The organism is Streptomyces sp. NPDC058955 (assembly GCF_042741435.1).
Taxonomy (GTDB): domain Bacteria; phylum Actinomycetota; class Actinomycetes; order Streptomycetales; family Streptomycetaceae; genus Streptomyces.
In genome coordinates, this window is record NZ_JBHYKM010000003.1 from 85,730 (window position 1) to 101,473 (window position 15,744).

Below are 15,744 nucleotides of genomic sequence, written 5' to 3' on the forward strand. Positions count from 1 at the left end.
AAGCCCCCCTGCCGGCACCGGGCCCCCCCAATGGGCGGCGCGGCGTCGGACGGGGGGGCGCCCCCCAACCTTTTGCCATATGGGTGGGGGGCCCGCGCGGGGTCCTGGAGGGATCAGCCCAGGGAGGTCATCACGTGCTTGATGCGGGTGTAGTCCTCGAAGCCGTACGCGGAGAGGTCCTTGCCGTAGCCGGACTTCTTGAAGCCGCCGTGCGGCATCTCGGCGACCAGCGGGATGTGGGTGTTGATCCACACGCAGCCGAAGTCGAGCGAGCGGGACATGCGCATGGCGCGCTGGTGGTCCTTGGTCCAGACGGAGGAGGCCAGGGCGTACTCGACGCCGTTGGCGAACTCCAGGGCCTGGGCCTCGTCCGCGAAGGACTGGACGGTGATGACGGGGCCGAAGACCTCGTTCTGGACGATCTCGTCGTCCTGCTTCAGGCCGGAGACGACGGTCGGGGCGTAGAAGTAGCCCTTGTCGCCGACGCGGTGACCGCCGGCCTCGACCTTGGCGTGGGCCGGGAGGCGGTCGATGAAGCCGGCGACCTGCTTCAGCTGGTTGGCATTGTTCAGCGGGCCGTAGAGCACGTCCTCGTCGTCCGGCTGACCGGTCTTGGTCTCGGCGGCGGCCTTGGCGAGGGCGGCGACGAACTCGTCGTGGATGGACTCGTGGACGAGGACGCGGGTGGCGGCCGTACAGTCCTGGCCGGCGTTGAAGAAGCCGGCGACGGAGATGTCCTCGACGGCCTTGTCGATGTCGGTGTCCTCGAAGACCACGACGGGGGCCTTGCCGCCCAGCTCCAGGTGGACGCGCTTGACGTCCTTGGCCGCCGACTCGGCGACCTGCATGCCGGCGCGGACCGAGCCGGTGATGGAGGCCATCGCCGGGGTCGGGTGCTCGACCATGGCGCGGCCGGTCTCGCGGTCGCCGCAGATGACGTTGAAGACGCCCTTGGGGACGATCGAGCCGATGATCTCGGCCATCAGGACCGTGGAGGCGGGCGTGGTGTCCGAGGGCTTGAGGACGACCGTGTTGCCCGCGGCGAGGGCCGGGGCGAACTTCCACACGGCCATCATCATCGGGTAGTTCCACGGCGCGACCTGCGCGCAGACGCCGACGGGCTCGCGGCGGATGATGGAGGTCATGCCCTCCATGTACTCGCCGGCCGAGCGGCCCTCGAGCAGCCGAGCGGCACCCGCGAAGAAGCGGATCTGGTCCACCATCGGCGGGATCTCCTCGCTCGCGGTGAGCGCGACCGGCTTGCCGGTGTTCTCGACCTCGGCGGCGATGAGCTCCTCGGCGCGCTCCTCGAAGGCGTCGGCGATCTTGAGGAGCACCTTCTGGCGCTCGGACGGCGTGGTGTCGCGCCAGGCGGGGAAGGCGGCCGCGGCGGCCTCCATGGCGGCGTCGACGTCGGCCTGGCCGGAGAGCGGGGAGGTCGCGTACGCCTCGCCGGTGGCCGGGTTGATCACCTCGATGGTGCGGCCGTCCGCCGCGTCGCGGAACTCTCCGTCGATGTAGTTACGCAGCCGGCGCAGCTCGGTGGTCACTTGCCACCCCTCCTGTCACGTTCTGTCTTCGCACGACCTTGTGCGACGTCCCGATGGGTGAGACACCCCAGCCTACTTGTTCGGCCGACGCTTTCAACAGCCCCGAGGCCCCTCGACTTCGGATTCAGTGCCTTCGAGGGTCCTCGACAACGAATTACATCGCTTCGGGGTTGCGCGACTGCGCATCTCGGTGCACAGTGAAGTCGTGGCCAGTCGAAGCACAGACTCCAGAACCGGAACCGGTTCGTCCCCGACGATCGACGCCGTCTCCCTGGCGATCATCGAGCAGCTCCAGGAGGACGGCCGCCGTCCCTACGCCGCGATCGGCAAGGCCGTCGGCCTCTCCGAAGCGGCCGTGCGGCAGCGCGTCCAGAAGCTCCTCGACCAGGGCGTCATGCAGATCGTCGCCGTCACCGACCCGCTCACCGTGGGCCTCCGGCGACAGGCGATGGTCGGCATCCACGTCGAGGGTGACCTGGATCCGGTCGCGGAAGCGCTGACGGACATGCCCGAATGCGAGTACGTGGTGATGACCGCGGGCTCCTTCGACCTGATGGTGGAGATCGTCTGCGAGGACGACGACCACCTTCTGGAAGTGATCAACAAGCGGATCCGCACGCTCCCCGGCGTGCGCTCCACCGAGAGCTTCGTTTACCTGAAGCTCAAGAAGCAGACCTATATGTGGGGAACCCGATAACCGTGACCCAGTCCCGCAGCGACCTGTCAAAGTCCGCCTACGACCACCTGTGGATGCACTTCACCCGCATGTCGTCGTACGAGAACAGCCCCGTCCCCACCATCGTCCGTGGTGAGGGCACCTACATCTTCGACGACAAGGGCAAGCGCTACCTCGACGGTCTCGCGGGCCTCTTCGTGGTCAACGCCGGCCACGGCCGCCAGGAGCTGGCCGAGGTCGCGTACAAGCAGGCCCAGGAGCTCGCCTTCTTCCCGGTGTGGTCGTACGCCCACCCGAAGGCCGTCGAGCTCGCCGAGCGCCTCGCCGACTACGCCCCGGGCGACCTCAACAAGGTCTTCTTCACCACCGGTGGCGGCGAGGCCGTCGAGACCGCGTGGAAGCTCGCCAAGCAGTACTTCAAGCTGCAGGGCAAGCACACCAAGTACAAGGTCATCTCGCGTGCGGTCGCCTACCACGGCACCCCGCAGGGCGCCCTGTCCATCACCGGCCTGCCGGCCCTGAAGGCCCCCTTCGAGCCGCTGGTCCCCGGTGCGCACAAGGTGCCGAACACCAACATCTACCGCGCCCCGATCCACGGCGACGACCCCGAGGCCTTCGGCCGCTGGGCCGCCGACCAGATCGAGCAGCAGATCCTCTTCGAGGGCCCCGACACCGTCGCGGCCGTCTTCCTGGAGCCGGTGCAGAACGCCGGCGGCTGCTTCCCGCCGCCGCCCGGCTACTTCCAGCGCGTGCGCGAGATCTGCGACCAGTACGACGTGCTCCTCGTCTCCGACGAGACGATCTGCGCCTTCGGCCGCCTCGGCACGATGTTCGCCTGTGACAAGTTCGGCTACGTGCCCGACATGATCACCTGCGCCAAGGGCATGACCTCGGGCTACTCCCCGATCGGCGCCTGCATCATCTCGGACCGCATCGCGGAGCCGTTCTACAAGGGCGACAACACCTTCCTGCACGGCTACACCTTCGGTGGCCACCCGGTGTCCTCGGCGGTCGCGCTCGCCAACCTGGACATCTTCGACAAGGAAGGCCTCAACCAGCACGTCCTCGACCAGGAGGGCAACTTCTTCAACACCCTGAAGAAGCTGCACGACCTCCCGATCGTCGGCGACGTCCGCGGCAACGGCTTCTTCTACGGCATCGAGCTCGTCAAGGACAAGGCCACCAAGGAGTCCTTCAACGACGAGGAGGTGGAGCGCGTCCTGTACGGCTTCCTCTCCAAGGCGCTGTACGACGCCGGTCTGTACTGCCGCGCCGACGACCGTGGCGACCCGGTCATCCAGCTGGCCCCGCCGCTGATCGCGGACCAGGGCACCTTCGACGAGATCGAGGGCATCCTGCGCAACGTGCTCACCGAGGCGTGGACCAAGCTGTAGTCCCCCCGCGCCACGCCGCCCTCACGGCGTGACCCGCACGGCCCGGGCATGCCGCCATCCGAGTGGATGGCGGCGGCCCGGGCCGCGTGCTGTCCGTACAAACGGATCCGAATACTTACGGTGCCCAGTGACCGACAGGCCCGCTCGTCGTTCCCCCGGACGGGGGAACGCAAGAATCGGATCCGACATCGAGGTGTACGCGATGGCCCCACCGGACAACGACGTGCTCTGGGCGCGTTCCCTGCACTGCTCCCTGGGCGGCACGGAGGCCCTCAGCGGCGTCTCCGTCGGCGTCCGCGAGGGCGAGATCCTCGCCGTCACCGGCCCCCGCGGCAGCGGCAAGACCACCCTGCTGCGCTGCCTCTCCGGCGAACTCCCCGCCCAGAAGGGCGAGGTCTGGTTCAACAGCGCCCCCGTCCACACCCTCTCCCCGGCCGGCCGCGATCGGCTCCGCCGCGAACGCTTCGGCTGGATCGGCCCCGAACCCGGTCTCGTCCCCGAGCTCACCGCCTGGGAGAACACCGCCCTCCCGCTGCTGCTGCGCGGAGTCCCCCACAAGGCCGCGAAGACCGCCGCCGGCGAATGGCTGGACCGCCTCGACATCGGCGCCTGCGCCCGCACCCGCCCGCACGGCCTCACCCGCTCCCAGCGCCAGCGCACCGCCATCGCCCGGGCGCTCGCCGCCGGCCCCACCGTCCTCTTCGCCGACGAACCCACCGCCGCCCTGCACCGGGCCGACGGCGCGCAGGTGCTCCGCACCCTCACCGCCGCCGCCCGCTCGCACGGCATCACCGTGCTCCTCGCCACCCACGACGGCGAGGTCGCGGCGCTCGCCGACCGGGCGATCACCCTGCTCGACGGACGCCGGGCCGGCAGCGTGCCGCCCGCCTCGGGGGCGGAGGGCGTCGCCGCGTGCTCGCTCTCCGTCTAGTCCGCGGCTCCCACCCGCTGGTCCAGCTGCGGCGGCTGCTCGTCGCCGCGGCCGCCGCCGGCGCGGGCTTCCTGCTGCTGTGCACGCTCGGCTACGCCGTCGGCCACCCCGAGCACTCCTCCGCCTCCGTGCTGCGGCTGCTCTGGTGCGCGCTGCCGGTCGCCGCCACCGTCCAGTTCGCCGTCGCCGTCGCCCGGACCGACCCGGCCACCCGGCCGCGCCCCGGGCTCTCCTCGATCGGCCTCGGCCCGGCCCGGCTCACCGCCATCGCCGCCACCTCGACCGCCGTCGCCTGCACCCTCGGATCCATGGTGGCGCTCCTGGTCTATCTGCACCTGCGCGGCGACATCACCGGCCTGCCCTTCGACGGGGCGGCCGCCGGGCTGCTCGCCGCCGGGCAGCCGATGCCGCTGGCGGCCGCCCTCACCCTCCTGGCGATCGTGCCGGTCGCCGGCGCCACCGCCGCCGGGCTGGCGCTCCGCCCCCGCACCGGCACCCCCGCCCCCGAGGGCGCCGCCCGGCCGGTGCCCGGCGGCCTCCCGTGGGGCGTGGCGCTGGTCGCCGTCGGCCTCGCCGTGGAGACGTACGCGGGGCGTGGCGGCGGCGCGGGCGTCGCCCTGCCCGGCCGCTTCGACGGCTCCCCCGCCGGTGTCCTGGCCGGCTGGATCCTCACCGCCGCCGGGCTCGCGCTCGCCGGTCCCGGCCTCACCCACCTGTGCGGCCGGCTGCTCCAGACTGCCCGGCCCGGAGCCGTGCGCCTCCTCGCCGGCCGGGTCCTCATGGACGAGGCCGGCCGCATCGGCCGCCCCCTGGGCGTGGTCTGCGCGGTGCTCTCCGGCACCCTCGCCGCCGCCACCGTGTACGGCTCCGGGGACGGCGGCACCGCCTTCGGACCGCTCACCGGGCTCGGCGCCGGCGTCGTCCTGGCCTGCACCACGGCGACCCTGCTCACCGCCGCCCTGGAGTCCCGCCAGTGTCGGGCCCACACCGCCGAGGCGCTGGCCCGGCTCGGCGCCCCGCCCACCGTGCTCCGCACCGCCGCGCTGCTGCGGGCCGGGGCGCTGCTCGCCGTCTTCCTCCCCCTCACCTGGCTGATCGGCGAACTCGCGGCCCTGCCGCTGACCGCCTGACCGGCCCGCACCCCGAAGGGGCGGGTCGCCGCGGGCCGCCCGCGGTGGCCCCTGGCGACGCCCCCGCCTCCACCCTCACGGCGGCCACCGGCGGGGAGGTCCTAAGCGTCCCCGTCCAGCACCACGACGTCCTCGGCGCGGAAGGCCACCGCCACCTCCGCGCCCTCCCCGGGCACCTCCCGCAGCGGGAACTCCGCCTCCAGCGGCGGCCCGTCGGCCGGCCGCAGCACGACCGTCACGTGATGGCCGCGGAAGGTGCGGGACTCGACCCGGCAGGCCAGGCCCTCGCCCGTGACGCGGACGCCCGCCGGGCGGACCAGCAGCCGCCGCTCCCCCTGCGGCGCGCCGGCCGGGACCGGGATCCGGCCCCACACGGTCTCCGCCACCGTCCCGGACACGGTCGCCGGAACGACGTTCTCGAAGCCGAGGAAGCGGGCCACGAACTCCGAACCCGGCCGCTGCCACACCTCCACGGGCGTCCCGGACCGCACGATCCGTCCGTCCCGCATGACCACCACCCGGTCCGCCAGCGCGAACGCCTCCCCCTGGTCATGGGTGACCGCGAGGACCGTCGTCCCGAGCCGTCCGAACAGCGACCGCAGCTCCACCACGAGCCGCTCCCGCAGCCCCCGGTCCAGCTGCCCCAGCGGCTCGTCCAGCATCAGCAGCCGCGGCCGGGGGGCCAGCGCCCGGGCGAGCGCGACCCGCTGCTGCTCGCCGCCGGACAGCGCGGCCACCGACCGGCGCCCGGCCCCCGGCAGCCCGACCAGGTCCAGCAGCTCCTCGACGCGGGCGGCCCGCTCCTCCTTCGGCACGCCGTGCATCCGCGGCCCGAAGGCCACGTTCCCGGCGACGTCCCGCTGCGGGAAGAGCTGGTGGTCCTGGAACATCAGCCCCACCCCGCGCCGGTGCACCGGCACCCCGGCCTGGTCGGCGCCCGCGAGCAGCACCCGGCCCTCGTCCAGCTCCTGGAGCCCGGCGACCGCCCGCAGCAGCGTCGACTTCCCGGAGCCGCTCGGCCCGAGCACGCACACGATCTCGTGCTCGGCGACCGCCAGGTCCACCGCGTCGAGGACCGCCCGCGCCCCGAACCGTACGGTCGCTCCCTCAAGGGTCAGCATCAGAACTCCCCGGTGGTCCGGTCGGTGCGCAGCCGTTCCAGCAGCAGCAGGGAGACCGCGCACACCACCATCAGAATCGTCGACAGGGCCATCGCCTGCCCGTAGTTGAGTTCGCCCGGCCGGCCGAGCAGCCGCGCCACCGCGACCGGCAGCGTCGGGCTGTCGGGCCGGGCGATGAAGACGGTCGCGCCGAACTCGCCGAGCGACACCGCGAAGGCGAAGCCGGCCGCGATCAGCAGCGCCCGCCGCACCAGCGGGAAGTCGACCTCGCGCCAGGCCCGCCACGGCGACGCGCCGAGCACCGCCGCCGCCTCCCGCAGCCGCTGGTCCACCGCCCGCAGCACCGGCAGCATCGTCCGCACCACGAACGGCACCCCGACCAGCGCCTGCGCGAGCGGGACGAGGATCCAGCTGGCCCGCAGGTCGAACGGCGGCTCGTCCAGGGTGATGAGGAACCCGAAGCCGACGGTCACCGCCGACACCCCGAGCGGCAGCATCAGCAGCGCGTCGAAGCCCCGCACCAGCCGGCCGGCACGCCTGGTGAGCGCCGCCGCCGCGAGCCCGCCGATCACCACCGCGATCGCGGTGGCGGCGACCGCGTACCGCAGCGAGCTCCCCACCGCCTCCAGCGGCGGCACCAGGAACGTCCCGGCCTCGTCGAGCGAGCCGAGCGCCCGGTAGTAGCGCAGCCCGTACCCCTCCGGGGTGGCGAAGGAGCGCTCCACCAGGACCCCGAGCGGCAGCAGGATCAGCAGCGCCACCGAGGCAAGCACCCCGCCGAGCAGCGCCCACTGCCCGAATCCGCGCGGCCGGCGGGCGGTCTGCTCCGGGGAGACCAGCCGCAGCGCCGTCTCCCGCCGCCGCACCGTGCGCGCGTGCACGGCGAGGATCGCGCCCACCGCCACGAACTGCACGAGCGTCAGCACGGCCGCCGTCCGCAGATCGAGCAGCCGGGCCGTCTGCCGGTAGATCTCCGCCTCCAGCGTCGTGTACGCGTCCCCGCCGAGGATCTGCACGACGCCGAAGGAGGTGAAGGTGAAGAGGAAGACCATCAGCGCCGCCGCCGACACCGCCGGCACCAGCGCGGGCAGCGTCACCGACCGCCACGCCGTCCACCGGGAGGCGCCGAGCACCCGGGCCGCCTCCTCCTGGCGCGGGTCGAGCTGCGCCCACAGCCCGCCCACGGTCCGGACGACGACCGCGTAGTTGAAGAAGACGTGCGCGAGGAGGATCGCCCACACCGTGGTGTCGAGCCGCAGCCCCCACAGCTCGTCGGTGAACCCGCCGCGCCCCACCAGGGCCAGGAAGGCGGTGCCGACGAGCACCGTGGGCAGCACGAACGGCACGGTGACGACCGCCCGCAGCACGCCCTTGCCGGGGAAGGCGAAGCGGGCGAAGACGTACGCCCCCGGCAGCGCCACGAGCAGCGTCAGACCGGTGGAGGCGGCGGCCTGCCACACGGTGAAGCCGAGCACGTCGAGGATGTCGGACCGGCCCAGCGTCGTCCCGATCGCGCCGAGGTCCCAGGCGCCGTCCGGCCGCAGCCCGCGCTCGACGATCGAGACGACGGGCCACGCGAAGAAGACCGCGAAGAACGCGACGGGCAGGGCCATCAGGCCCAGCCGCGCCGCGCTCCCCCTGCGGTCCCGCCTCACTTGAGGAGCGACGACCACTGCTGGATCCACGCCTCGCGCTTCTCGGCGATCTTCTCCGGCGCCATGGTCTCGGGCTTCTCGATCACCACGCCGTGCTTCGTGAACAGCTCCGGCAGGGCGGCGTCCTTCGCCACCGGGTTCACGAACATCTGGAGCGGCATGTCGTCCTGGAACTTCTTCGAGATCAGGAAGTCGATCAGCGCCTTGCCGCCCTCGGGGTTCTTCGCCCCGTTCAGCAGCCCCGCGAACTCGGTCTGCCGGAAGCAGGTGCCGGTGGACACCCCGGTGGGGGCCTCCTTCGGCTGCGGCTCCGCGTAGAGCACCTCGACCGGCGGGCTGGAGGCGTAGGAGACGACCAGCGGGCGGTCGCCCTTGGCCTCCTTGCCGCCGGCCGAGCCGGAGAACTCCTGGTTGTAGGCGAGCTCCCAGCTGTCGACGGTCTTCACGCCGTTGGCCTTCAGCTTCGACCAGTAGTCCTGCCAGCCCTCGTCGCCGTACTGCGCGATCGTGCCGAGGAGGAAGCCGAGGCCCGGGGAGGACCGCTCCGGGTTCTCCACCACGAGCAGGTCCTTGTACGCCGGCTTCGCCAGGTCGTCGAAGGTCTGCGGCGGCGCCAGCTTCTTGTCCGCGAAGTACTTCTTGTCGTAGTTGACGCAGATGTCGCCGGTGTCGATCGGCGTGACCCGCTCGTCGAGCTTGAGGGTGTCCGGGATCCGGTCGGCGCCCTTCGCCTCGTACGCCACGAAGATGCCGTTGTCGACGGCGCGGGAGAGCAGGGTGTTGTCGACGCCGAAGAAGACGTCGCCCTGCGGGGAGCCCTTGGTCAGGATCTCCTTGTTGACGGCCTCGCCCGCGTCGCCGGCCTTCAGCACCTTCACGGTGAAGCCGGTCCGCTTCGTGAACTCCGCCAGCACCTCCTTGGAGGCGTTGAAGGAGTCGTGGCTGACGAGGGTCACGGTCTTCGGCGCCGGCGTCCCGGACTTGCCGGCGGCCTCGCGGGCGTCCTCGGTGGAGCAGGCGGCGAGGCCCGTGACGCCGAGCGCCGCGGCCAGCGCGACGGCGGCGGCCTTCTTGGTGTGCATGGTGGTTCTTCCTCCTGGGTGGGACCAGGAAGAGACGCGGCCCTGCCCGCGGCCGGGGACCGGACGCGGGCAGGGCGCAACAGCTCGAGTTACGACCGAACTTCCTACCCGGAATGACCCGGGCGAGGTTCAGAGGGTCTGCGGTCTACGGTTACCGCACTCTCAGCGCTGTGGCGCTCCCCTGTCGGAATATGCAGATGTGTTCGAGCACAGAGTACAAGGTCAGCGTTCGGCGGCGGCCAGCTGTCCACAGGCGCCGTCGATCTCCTGGCCGCGGGTGTCGCGGACGGTCACCGGCACGCCGTGGCGGGCGATGGCCTCGACGAACGCCTTCTCGTCCTCCGGGCGGGACGCGGTCCACTTCGACCCCGGCGTCGGGTTCAGCGGGATCAGGTTGACGTGCACCCGCTTGCCCTTGAGCAGCTTGCCGAGCAGGTCGCCCCGCCAGGCCTGGTCGTTGATGTCCCGGATGAGGGCGTACTCGATGGAGATCCGGCGCCCGGACTTCTCGGCGTACTCCCAGGCCGCGTCCAGCACCTCCCGGACCTTCCAGCGGGTGTTCACCGGCACCAGGGTGTCCCGCAGCTCGTCGTCCGGCGCGTGCAGCGAGACCGCGAGCCGGCACTTGAAGCCCTCGTCGGCGAAGCGCAGCATCGCCGGCACCAGGCCGACCGTGGACACGGTGATGCCGCGCTGCGAGAGCCCCAGGCCGTCCGGCTCCGGGTCGGTCAGCCGGCGGATGGCGCCGACGACCCGCTTGTAGTTGGCGAGCGGCTCGCCCATGCCCATGAAGACGATGTTCGACAGCCGCGCCGGGCCGCCGGGCACCTCGCCGTCGCGCAGCGCGCGCATGCCGTCGACGATCTGGTGCACGATCTCGGCGGTCGACAGGTTCCGGTCGAGACCGGCCTGCCCGGTCGCGCAGAACGGGCAGTTCATGCCGCAGCCGGCCTGCGAGGAGATGCACATGGTCACCCGGTCCGGGTAGCGCATGAGCACCGACTCGACGAGCGTGCCGTCGTGCAGCCGCCAGAGCGTCTTGCGGGTGGTGTCGTCGTCGCACGAGATGTGCCGCACCACCGACATCAGGTCGGGCAGCAGCTCCCCGGCGAGCTTCTCCCGCGCGGCGGCCGGGATGTCGGTCCACGCGGCGGGGTCGTGCGCGTACCGCGAGAAGTAGTGCGTCGACAGCTGCTTGGCGCGGAAGGGCTTCTCGCCGATCGCGGCGACGGCCTCCTTGCGCTCGGCGGGCGTCAGGTCGGCGAGGTGCCGCGGCGGCTTCTTGGCTCCGCGCGGGGCGACGAAAGTGAGTTCTCCGGGCAGCGGACGAGCCACGACGGCGTCTCTCCTCAAACAGGCACGAGGTCGGACGTCCCGCGACGGCGGGGAGCACGGCACTGCTGCCGGAGCGACCTCACTGGACCGTCCCCGCGGCGGCGAGGACGACGAAAGGGCCCGGGACGCGGTCCCGAGCCCTTCCAGAGTACCCGCTGTCCGTCAACCCGTTCCGACGAAGAGCGCGAGCAGCAGCCACACCACCGGCGCCGTCGGCAGGAGCGAGTCCAGGCGGTCCATGATGCCGCCGTGCGGCTCCGCCGCGTGGCACCGTGACCGGGGAGCGGATCCCGCCGTACGGGACCCACCACCCCACCGCTCAGCCCGTTCCCACGAACAACGCCAGCAGCAGCCACACCACCGGCGCCGTCGGCAGCAGCGAGTCCAGGCGGTCCATGATGCCGCCGTGACCGGGGAGGAGCGTGCCCATGTCCTTGATGCCGAGGTCCCGCTTGATCATCGACTCGCCGAGGTCGCCGAGCGTCGCGCTCGCCGCCACCGCCAGGCCGAGGACCAGGCCCTGCCACCAGGTGCCGTCGTCGATCAGGAACTGCATGCACAGCGCGCCGGCCGCCATCGCGAAGGCCACCGCGCCGAACAGTCCCTCGCGGGTCTTGCCGGGGCTGATCCGCGGCGCCAGCTTGTGCTTCCCGAAGCGCCAGCCGACCGCGTACGCCCCGGTGTCGCTGACCACCGTGAGCAGCAGGAAGGTCAGCACCCGCCACGGCCCGTCGTCGGCGGTGAGCAGCAGCGCCACGAAGGTCGCCAGGAACGGCACGTAGAACGCGGCGAAGACCCCCGCCGTGACGTCCTTCAGATACCCCTCGGGGGGTTCCGTCATCCGCCAGACGAGCACCGCGAGCGCCGTCAGGGCCATCGCGACCCAGGCGCCCTCGGGGCCCCGCACGTACCCGGCGACGACCATGGCGGCGCCACCGACCGCGAGCGGCACCAGCGGCGCCTTGATCGCCTTGCGCTCCTGGAGCCGGGAGGTCAGCTCCCACAGACCGACGACCACGGCGACCGCTATCACGCCGACGAACGCCGGCTTCCAGATGAACAGCGACGCGATGATCACGGCCCCGAGACCGACGCCGACCCCTATGGCCGCGCCCAGGTCCCGGCCCGCGCTCTTCTTCTGCCGCGGCTCGGGGGCCGCGGCGGGCGGAGGCGGCGGGACGGGGCTGGGCATGGGCTCCTGCGGGTGCTCGTGCGGGGTCTCGTCACGGAACAGGGGACCGCTCGGGTGAGCGGCCCCCCGTCCGTGTCCGTCCTGGAATCCGCCGGCGGGTACGTCGGGCACGATGGGCATGGGGCGAGTCTGCGCCGCCTGGTGCCGATCGTGGGCGGGACCCGCCGGGGCAGGCCCCTGGTCGGGTCCGCCGAGACCTGAACCGGCCGCCGGCGCCCCCCAGGATGAGTCGTTCATCAGACCTCGAGGAGCTCGGCTTCCTTGTGCTTCAGCAGCTCGTCCACCTGCGCGACGTACTTCGCGGTGGTGTCGTCGAGCTCCTTCTCCGCGCGGCGGCCCTCGTCCTCGCCGACCTCGCCGTCCTTGACGAGCTTGTCGATGGTCTCCTTGGCCTTGCGGCGGACCGAGCGGATCGAGATCTTGGAGTCCTCGGCCTTGCCCTTGGCGACCTTGATGTAGTCGCGGCGGCGCTCCTCGGTGAGCTCGGGGAACGTCACCCGGATGATGTTGCCGTCGTTGCTCGGGTTGACGCCGAGGTCCGAGTCGCGGATGGCCTGCTCGATGTTGCGCAGCGCGCTCTTGTCGAACGGGGTCACCACGGCCATGCGCGGCTCCGGCACCGAGAACGAGGCCAGCTGGTTGATGGGCGTGAGGGCGCCGTAGTAGTCGGCCACGATCTTGTTGAACATCGCCGGGTGCGCACGGCCGGTGCGGATCGCGGCGAAGTCCTCCTTGGCGACCACGACGGCCTTCTCCATCTTCTCCTCGGCCTCGAGGAGGGTCTCTTCGATCACCACTTGCTCCTGCGTGTCGTCGCGTTGTGTCCTGCACGGTGTACGACCGGCAGGGCTGTCGTCCAGCCCCGTGCGGGGCGGTTCCCGGTTGCGGTCGGGCTTCAGGCCCGGGTGCCCTGGTCGCTCACGAGTGTGCCGATCTTCTCACCCGTCACGGCGCGCGCGATATTGCCCTCGGCGAGCAGTTCGAAGACGAGGATCGGGAGCTTGTTGTCGCGGCACAGCGTGATGGCGGTGGCATCGGCGACCTTGAGGTCGCGGGTGATGACCTCGCTGTACTCCAGGGCGTCGAACTTGACCGCGGCGGGGTTGGTCCTCGGGTCGGAGTCGTAGACGCCGTCCACGCCGTTCTTGCCCATGAGGAGGGCCTCGGCGTCGATCTCCAGGGCCCGCTGGGCGGCGGTCGTGTCGGTGGAGAAGTACGGCATGCCCATGCCGGCGCCGAAGATGACCACTCGGCCCTTCTCCAGGTGGCGCACGGCGCGCAGCGGGATGTACGGCTCGGCGACCTGGCCCATGGTGATGGCCGTCTGGACGCGCGAGTCGATGCCCTCCTTCTCCAGGAAGTCCTGGAGGGCGAGGCAGTTCATCACGGTGCCGAGCATGCCCATGTAGTCGGAGCGGGCCCGGTCCATGCCGCGCTGCTGGAGCTCGGCGCCGCGGAAGAAGTTGCCGCCACCGATCACGATCGCGATCTGGGCGCCGTCCCGGACGACGGCCGCGATCTCGCGCGCGATGGCGTGCACGACGTCGGGGTCGACACCGAGACCGGTACCGCCGGAGAAGGCTTCCCCGGACAGCTTCAGCATGTAGCGGCCGAGCTTCTTGCCGCTCTTGTCGTCGTCGCCCTGTACGGCGCCCTGATTCATGGAGATCTCCTCGTGCACATACGAAGAAGGCCATTGCCCTGGGTCCTCGTGGGTTTCCCGTACGGCAATGGCCTCCTCGTCACATCTGCGGTCGTCCCGCGCGGGGCGGGACGACTGTCTCAGACCCTACCCGGGTCCGGTGTCCGTCGCGTGGGCGCGAAGGACTCAGATGCCGACCTTGATGCGGGTGAAGCGCTTCAGGGTGACACCGGCCTCGTCCAGGATCTGCTGGACGGACTTCTTGTTGTCCAGCGCGTACGGCTGGCCGAGCAGCGTGGCGTCCTTGAAGAAGCCGTTGACGCGACCCTCGACGATCTTGGCGATCGCGGCCTCGGGCTTGCCCTCGGCGCGGGTGGTCTCCTCGGCGATGCGACGCTCGGACTCGACGACCTCGGCCGGGACGTCCTCACGGGTGAGGTACTTCGGCGCGAAGGCGGCGATGTGCTGCGCGACACCCTTGGCGACCTCGGCGTTCTCCTTGTCGAACTCGACGAGGACACCGATCTGCGGCGGGAGGTCGGGCATGGTGCGGTGCATGTACGCGGAGACGTAGCCGTCGGCGTACGCGGCGAAGCGGTCGAGGACGATCTTCTCGCCGAGGTTGGCGTTGGCCTCGTCCACGAAGGCCTGCACGGTCTTGCCGGCCTCGATCTCGGAGGCGAGCAGGGCCTCGATGTCGGCCGGCTTGGTGGCGGCGACGTGGGCGGCGAGGGCGTCGGCGACGGCGAGGAACTTGTCACCCTTGGCGACGAAGTCCGTCTCGCACTTCAGCTCGACGAGGACGCCGGAGGTGTTGTCGTCGGCGATGAGGGAGACCACGGCGCCGTTCTCGGCGGAGCGGCCCTCGCGCTTGGCGACACCCTTCTGGCCCTTGATGCGCAGGGCCTCGACGGCCTTGTCGACGTCGCCGTCGGCCTCTTCGAGGGCCTTCTTGCAGTCCATCATGCCGGCGCCGGTGAGCTCACGGAGCTTCTTGACGTCAGCGGCGGTGTAGTTCGCCATGAGTCTGTTTCTCTCTCGAAGTCAGAAAGATCTACGAAGATCTACGGCGGGACGGCGGGGGCTTCATGGGCCCCCGCCGTCACCTCCGTGGTGTTCCGGAGTGCGGAAGGGGTCAGGCCTGCTCGGCCGGAGCCTCGGCCTCGGCCTCGGCGGCCTTCTCGGTCTCGGCGGAGGACTGGACCTCGGCGGCCTCGTCCTTCTTCTCGCCCTCGAGCAGGTCGCGCTCCCACTCGGCGAGCGGCTCGCCGGCGGCCTTCTCGCCCGGCTTCGAGTCGCCGGTCGCGGCGCCGGAGCGGGCGATGAGGCCCTCGGCGACGGCGTCGGCGATCACGCGGGTGAGCAGGGTGACGGAGCGGATCGCGTCGTCGTTGCCCGGGATCTTGTAGTCGACCTCGTCGGGGTCGCAGTTGGTGTCGAGGATCGCGACGACCGGGATGTTGAGCTTGCGAGCCTCGCCGACGGCGATGTGCTCCTTCTTGGTGTCGACGATCCAGACGGCGCTCGGCACCTTCTGCATCTCGCGGATACCACCGAGGGTCTTCTCCAGCTTGGCCTTCTCGCGCGAGAGGACCAGGAGCTCCTTCTTGGTGAGACCCGAGGCCGCGACGTCCTCGAAGTCGATCTGCTCGAGCTCCTTGAGGCGCTGCAGACGCTTGTAGACGGTCGAGAAGTTGGTGAGCATGCCACCGAGCCAACGCTGGTTGACGTACGGCATGCCGACGCGCGTCGCCTGCTCGGCGATGGCCTCCTGGGCCTGCTTCTTCGTACCGACGAACATGACGGAGCCACCGTGGGCGACCGTCTCCTTGACGAACTCGTAGGCGCGGTCGATGTACGACAGCGACTGGAGCAGGTCGATGATGTAGATGCCGTTGCGCTCGGTGAAGATGTAGCGCGTCATCTTCGGGTTCCAGCGACGGGTCTGGTGACCGAAGTGGACGCCGCTCTCCAGCAGCTCCCGCATCGTGACGACGGCCATGGCCGTATCTCCTTGGGTTTCTCGGTTGTGTTCC

General features: G+C 71.2%; 15 protein-coding genes and 1 riboswitch. Of the genes, 4 read left to right on the top strand and 11 right to left on the bottom strand.

All coding sequences use genetic code 11. From position 1 onward, the window contains the following. Window positions 1-113 precede the first annotated feature (113 nt). Complete coding sequence (locus ACFW1I_RS02345) at window positions 114-1,550, bottom strand: gamma-aminobutyraldehyde dehydrogenase (protein ID WP_031008592.1); 1,437 nt, start codon at window positions 1,548-1,550, stop codon at window positions 114-116. A gap of 205 nt (window positions 1,551-1,755) precedes the next feature. On the opposite strand from ACFW1I_RS02345, the gene ACFW1I_RS02350 reads away from it, so the two are divergent. From ACFW1I_RS02350 to ACFW1I_RS02365, 4 genes are all read left to right on the top strand, one after another. Further along, complete coding sequence (locus ACFW1I_RS02350) at window positions 1,756-2,247, top strand: Lrp/AsnC family transcriptional regulator (protein WP_234338256.1); 492 nt, start codon at window positions 1,756-1,758, stop codon at window positions 2,245-2,247. Further along, entirely contained in the window at window positions 2,232-3,620 is a 1,389-nt protein-coding gene (locus ACFW1I_RS02355; RefSeq protein ID WP_384665305.1) for an aspartate aminotransferase family protein, read from the top strand. Before ACFW1I_RS02350 ends, ACFW1I_RS02355 begins: the two co-directional genes overlap by 16 nt. 202 nt (window positions 3,621-3,822) lie before the next feature. After that, complete coding sequence (locus ACFW1I_RS02360) at window positions 3,823-4,551, top strand: ABC transporter ATP-binding protein (RefSeq protein ID WP_384665307.1); 729 nt, start codon at window positions 3,823-3,825, stop codon at window positions 4,549-4,551. Continuing rightward, window positions 4,533-5,681 (top strand): hypothetical protein, encoded by a 1,149-nt coding sequence (locus ACFW1I_RS02365; RefSeq protein WP_384665309.1) that lies wholly within the window; start codon window positions 4,533-4,535, stop codon window positions 5,679-5,681. Before ACFW1I_RS02360 ends, ACFW1I_RS02365 begins: the two co-directional genes overlap by 19 nt. A gap of 101 nt (window positions 5,682-5,782) precedes the next feature. On the opposite strand, the gene ACFW1I_RS02370 is transcribed toward ACFW1I_RS02365, so the two are convergent. The 10 genes from ACFW1I_RS02370 to rpsB form a co-directional block, all read right to left on the bottom strand. Next, on the bottom strand, window positions 5,783-6,802 hold the full coding sequence (locus ACFW1I_RS02370) for an ABC transporter ATP-binding protein (RefSeq protein WP_384665311.1): 1,020 nt from the start codon (window positions 6,800-6,802) through the stop codon (window positions 5,783-5,785). Next, complete coding sequence (locus ACFW1I_RS02375) at window positions 6,802-8,415, bottom strand: ABC transporter permease (protein WP_384665430.1); 1,614 nt, start codon at window positions 8,413-8,415, stop codon at window positions 6,802-6,804. Before ACFW1I_RS02375 ends, ACFW1I_RS02370 begins: the two co-directional genes overlap by 1 nt. Window positions 8,416-8,453: 38 nt before the next feature. Further along, a complete protein-coding gene (locus ACFW1I_RS02380) occupies window positions 8,454-9,539 on the bottom strand; it encodes a thiamine ABC transporter substrate binding subunit (RefSeq protein ID WP_384665312.1) in 1,086 nt (361 codons plus the stop codon). An 83-nt stretch (window positions 9,540-9,622) separates the two neighbouring features. After that, window positions 9,623-9,732: riboswitch (TPP riboswitch) on the bottom strand. Window positions 9,733-9,761: 29 nt separating this feature from the next. After that, entirely contained in the window at window positions 9,762-10,874 is a 1,113-nt protein-coding gene (rlmN, locus tag ACFW1I_RS02385) for a 23S rRNA (adenine(2503)-C(2))-methyltransferase RlmN (RefSeq protein ID WP_031008625.1), read from the bottom strand. A 162-nt stretch (window positions 10,875-11,036) separates the two neighbouring features. Beyond that, window positions 11,037-11,117, bottom strand: coding sequence for a hypothetical protein (locus tag ACFW1I_RS02390; protein ID WP_384665432.1), 81 nt, complete (start codon window positions 11,115-11,117; stop codon window positions 11,037-11,039). A 76-nt stretch (window positions 11,118-11,193) separates the two neighbouring features. Continuing rightward, a complete protein-coding gene (locus ACFW1I_RS02395; protein ID WP_384665314.1) occupies window positions 11,194-12,303 on the bottom strand; it encodes a phosphatidate cytidylyltransferase in 1,110 nt (369 codons plus the stop codon). Beyond that, complete coding sequence (gene frr / locus ACFW1I_RS02400; protein WP_031008629.1) at window positions 12,303-12,860, bottom strand: ribosome recycling factor; 558 nt, start codon at window positions 12,858-12,860, stop codon at window positions 12,303-12,305. The genes ACFW1I_RS02395 and frr overlap by 1 nt, the downstream gene beginning before the upstream one ends. Window positions 12,861-12,961: 101 nt before the next feature. Beyond that, window positions 12,962-13,729 carry a UMP kinase gene (pyrH, locus tag ACFW1I_RS02405; RefSeq protein WP_319011279.1) on the bottom strand — a complete coding sequence of 256 codons (768 nt, stop codon included), beginning with the start codon at window positions 13,727-13,729 and terminating at the stop codon, window positions 12,962-12,964. Between the two features lie 165 nt (window positions 13,730-13,894). Further along, on the bottom strand, window positions 13,895-14,731 hold the full coding sequence (gene tsf, locus ACFW1I_RS02410) for a translation elongation factor Ts (protein ID WP_031008633.1): 837 nt from the start codon (window positions 14,729-14,731) through the stop codon (window positions 13,895-13,897). A gap of 112 nt (window positions 14,732-14,843) precedes the next feature. Further along, on the bottom strand, window positions 14,844-15,710 hold the full coding sequence (gene rpsB / locus ACFW1I_RS02415; RefSeq protein WP_384665317.1) for a 30S ribosomal protein S2: 867 nt from the start codon (window positions 15,708-15,710) through the stop codon (window positions 14,844-14,846). Between the last annotated feature and the right edge of the window lie 34 nt (window positions 15,711-15,744).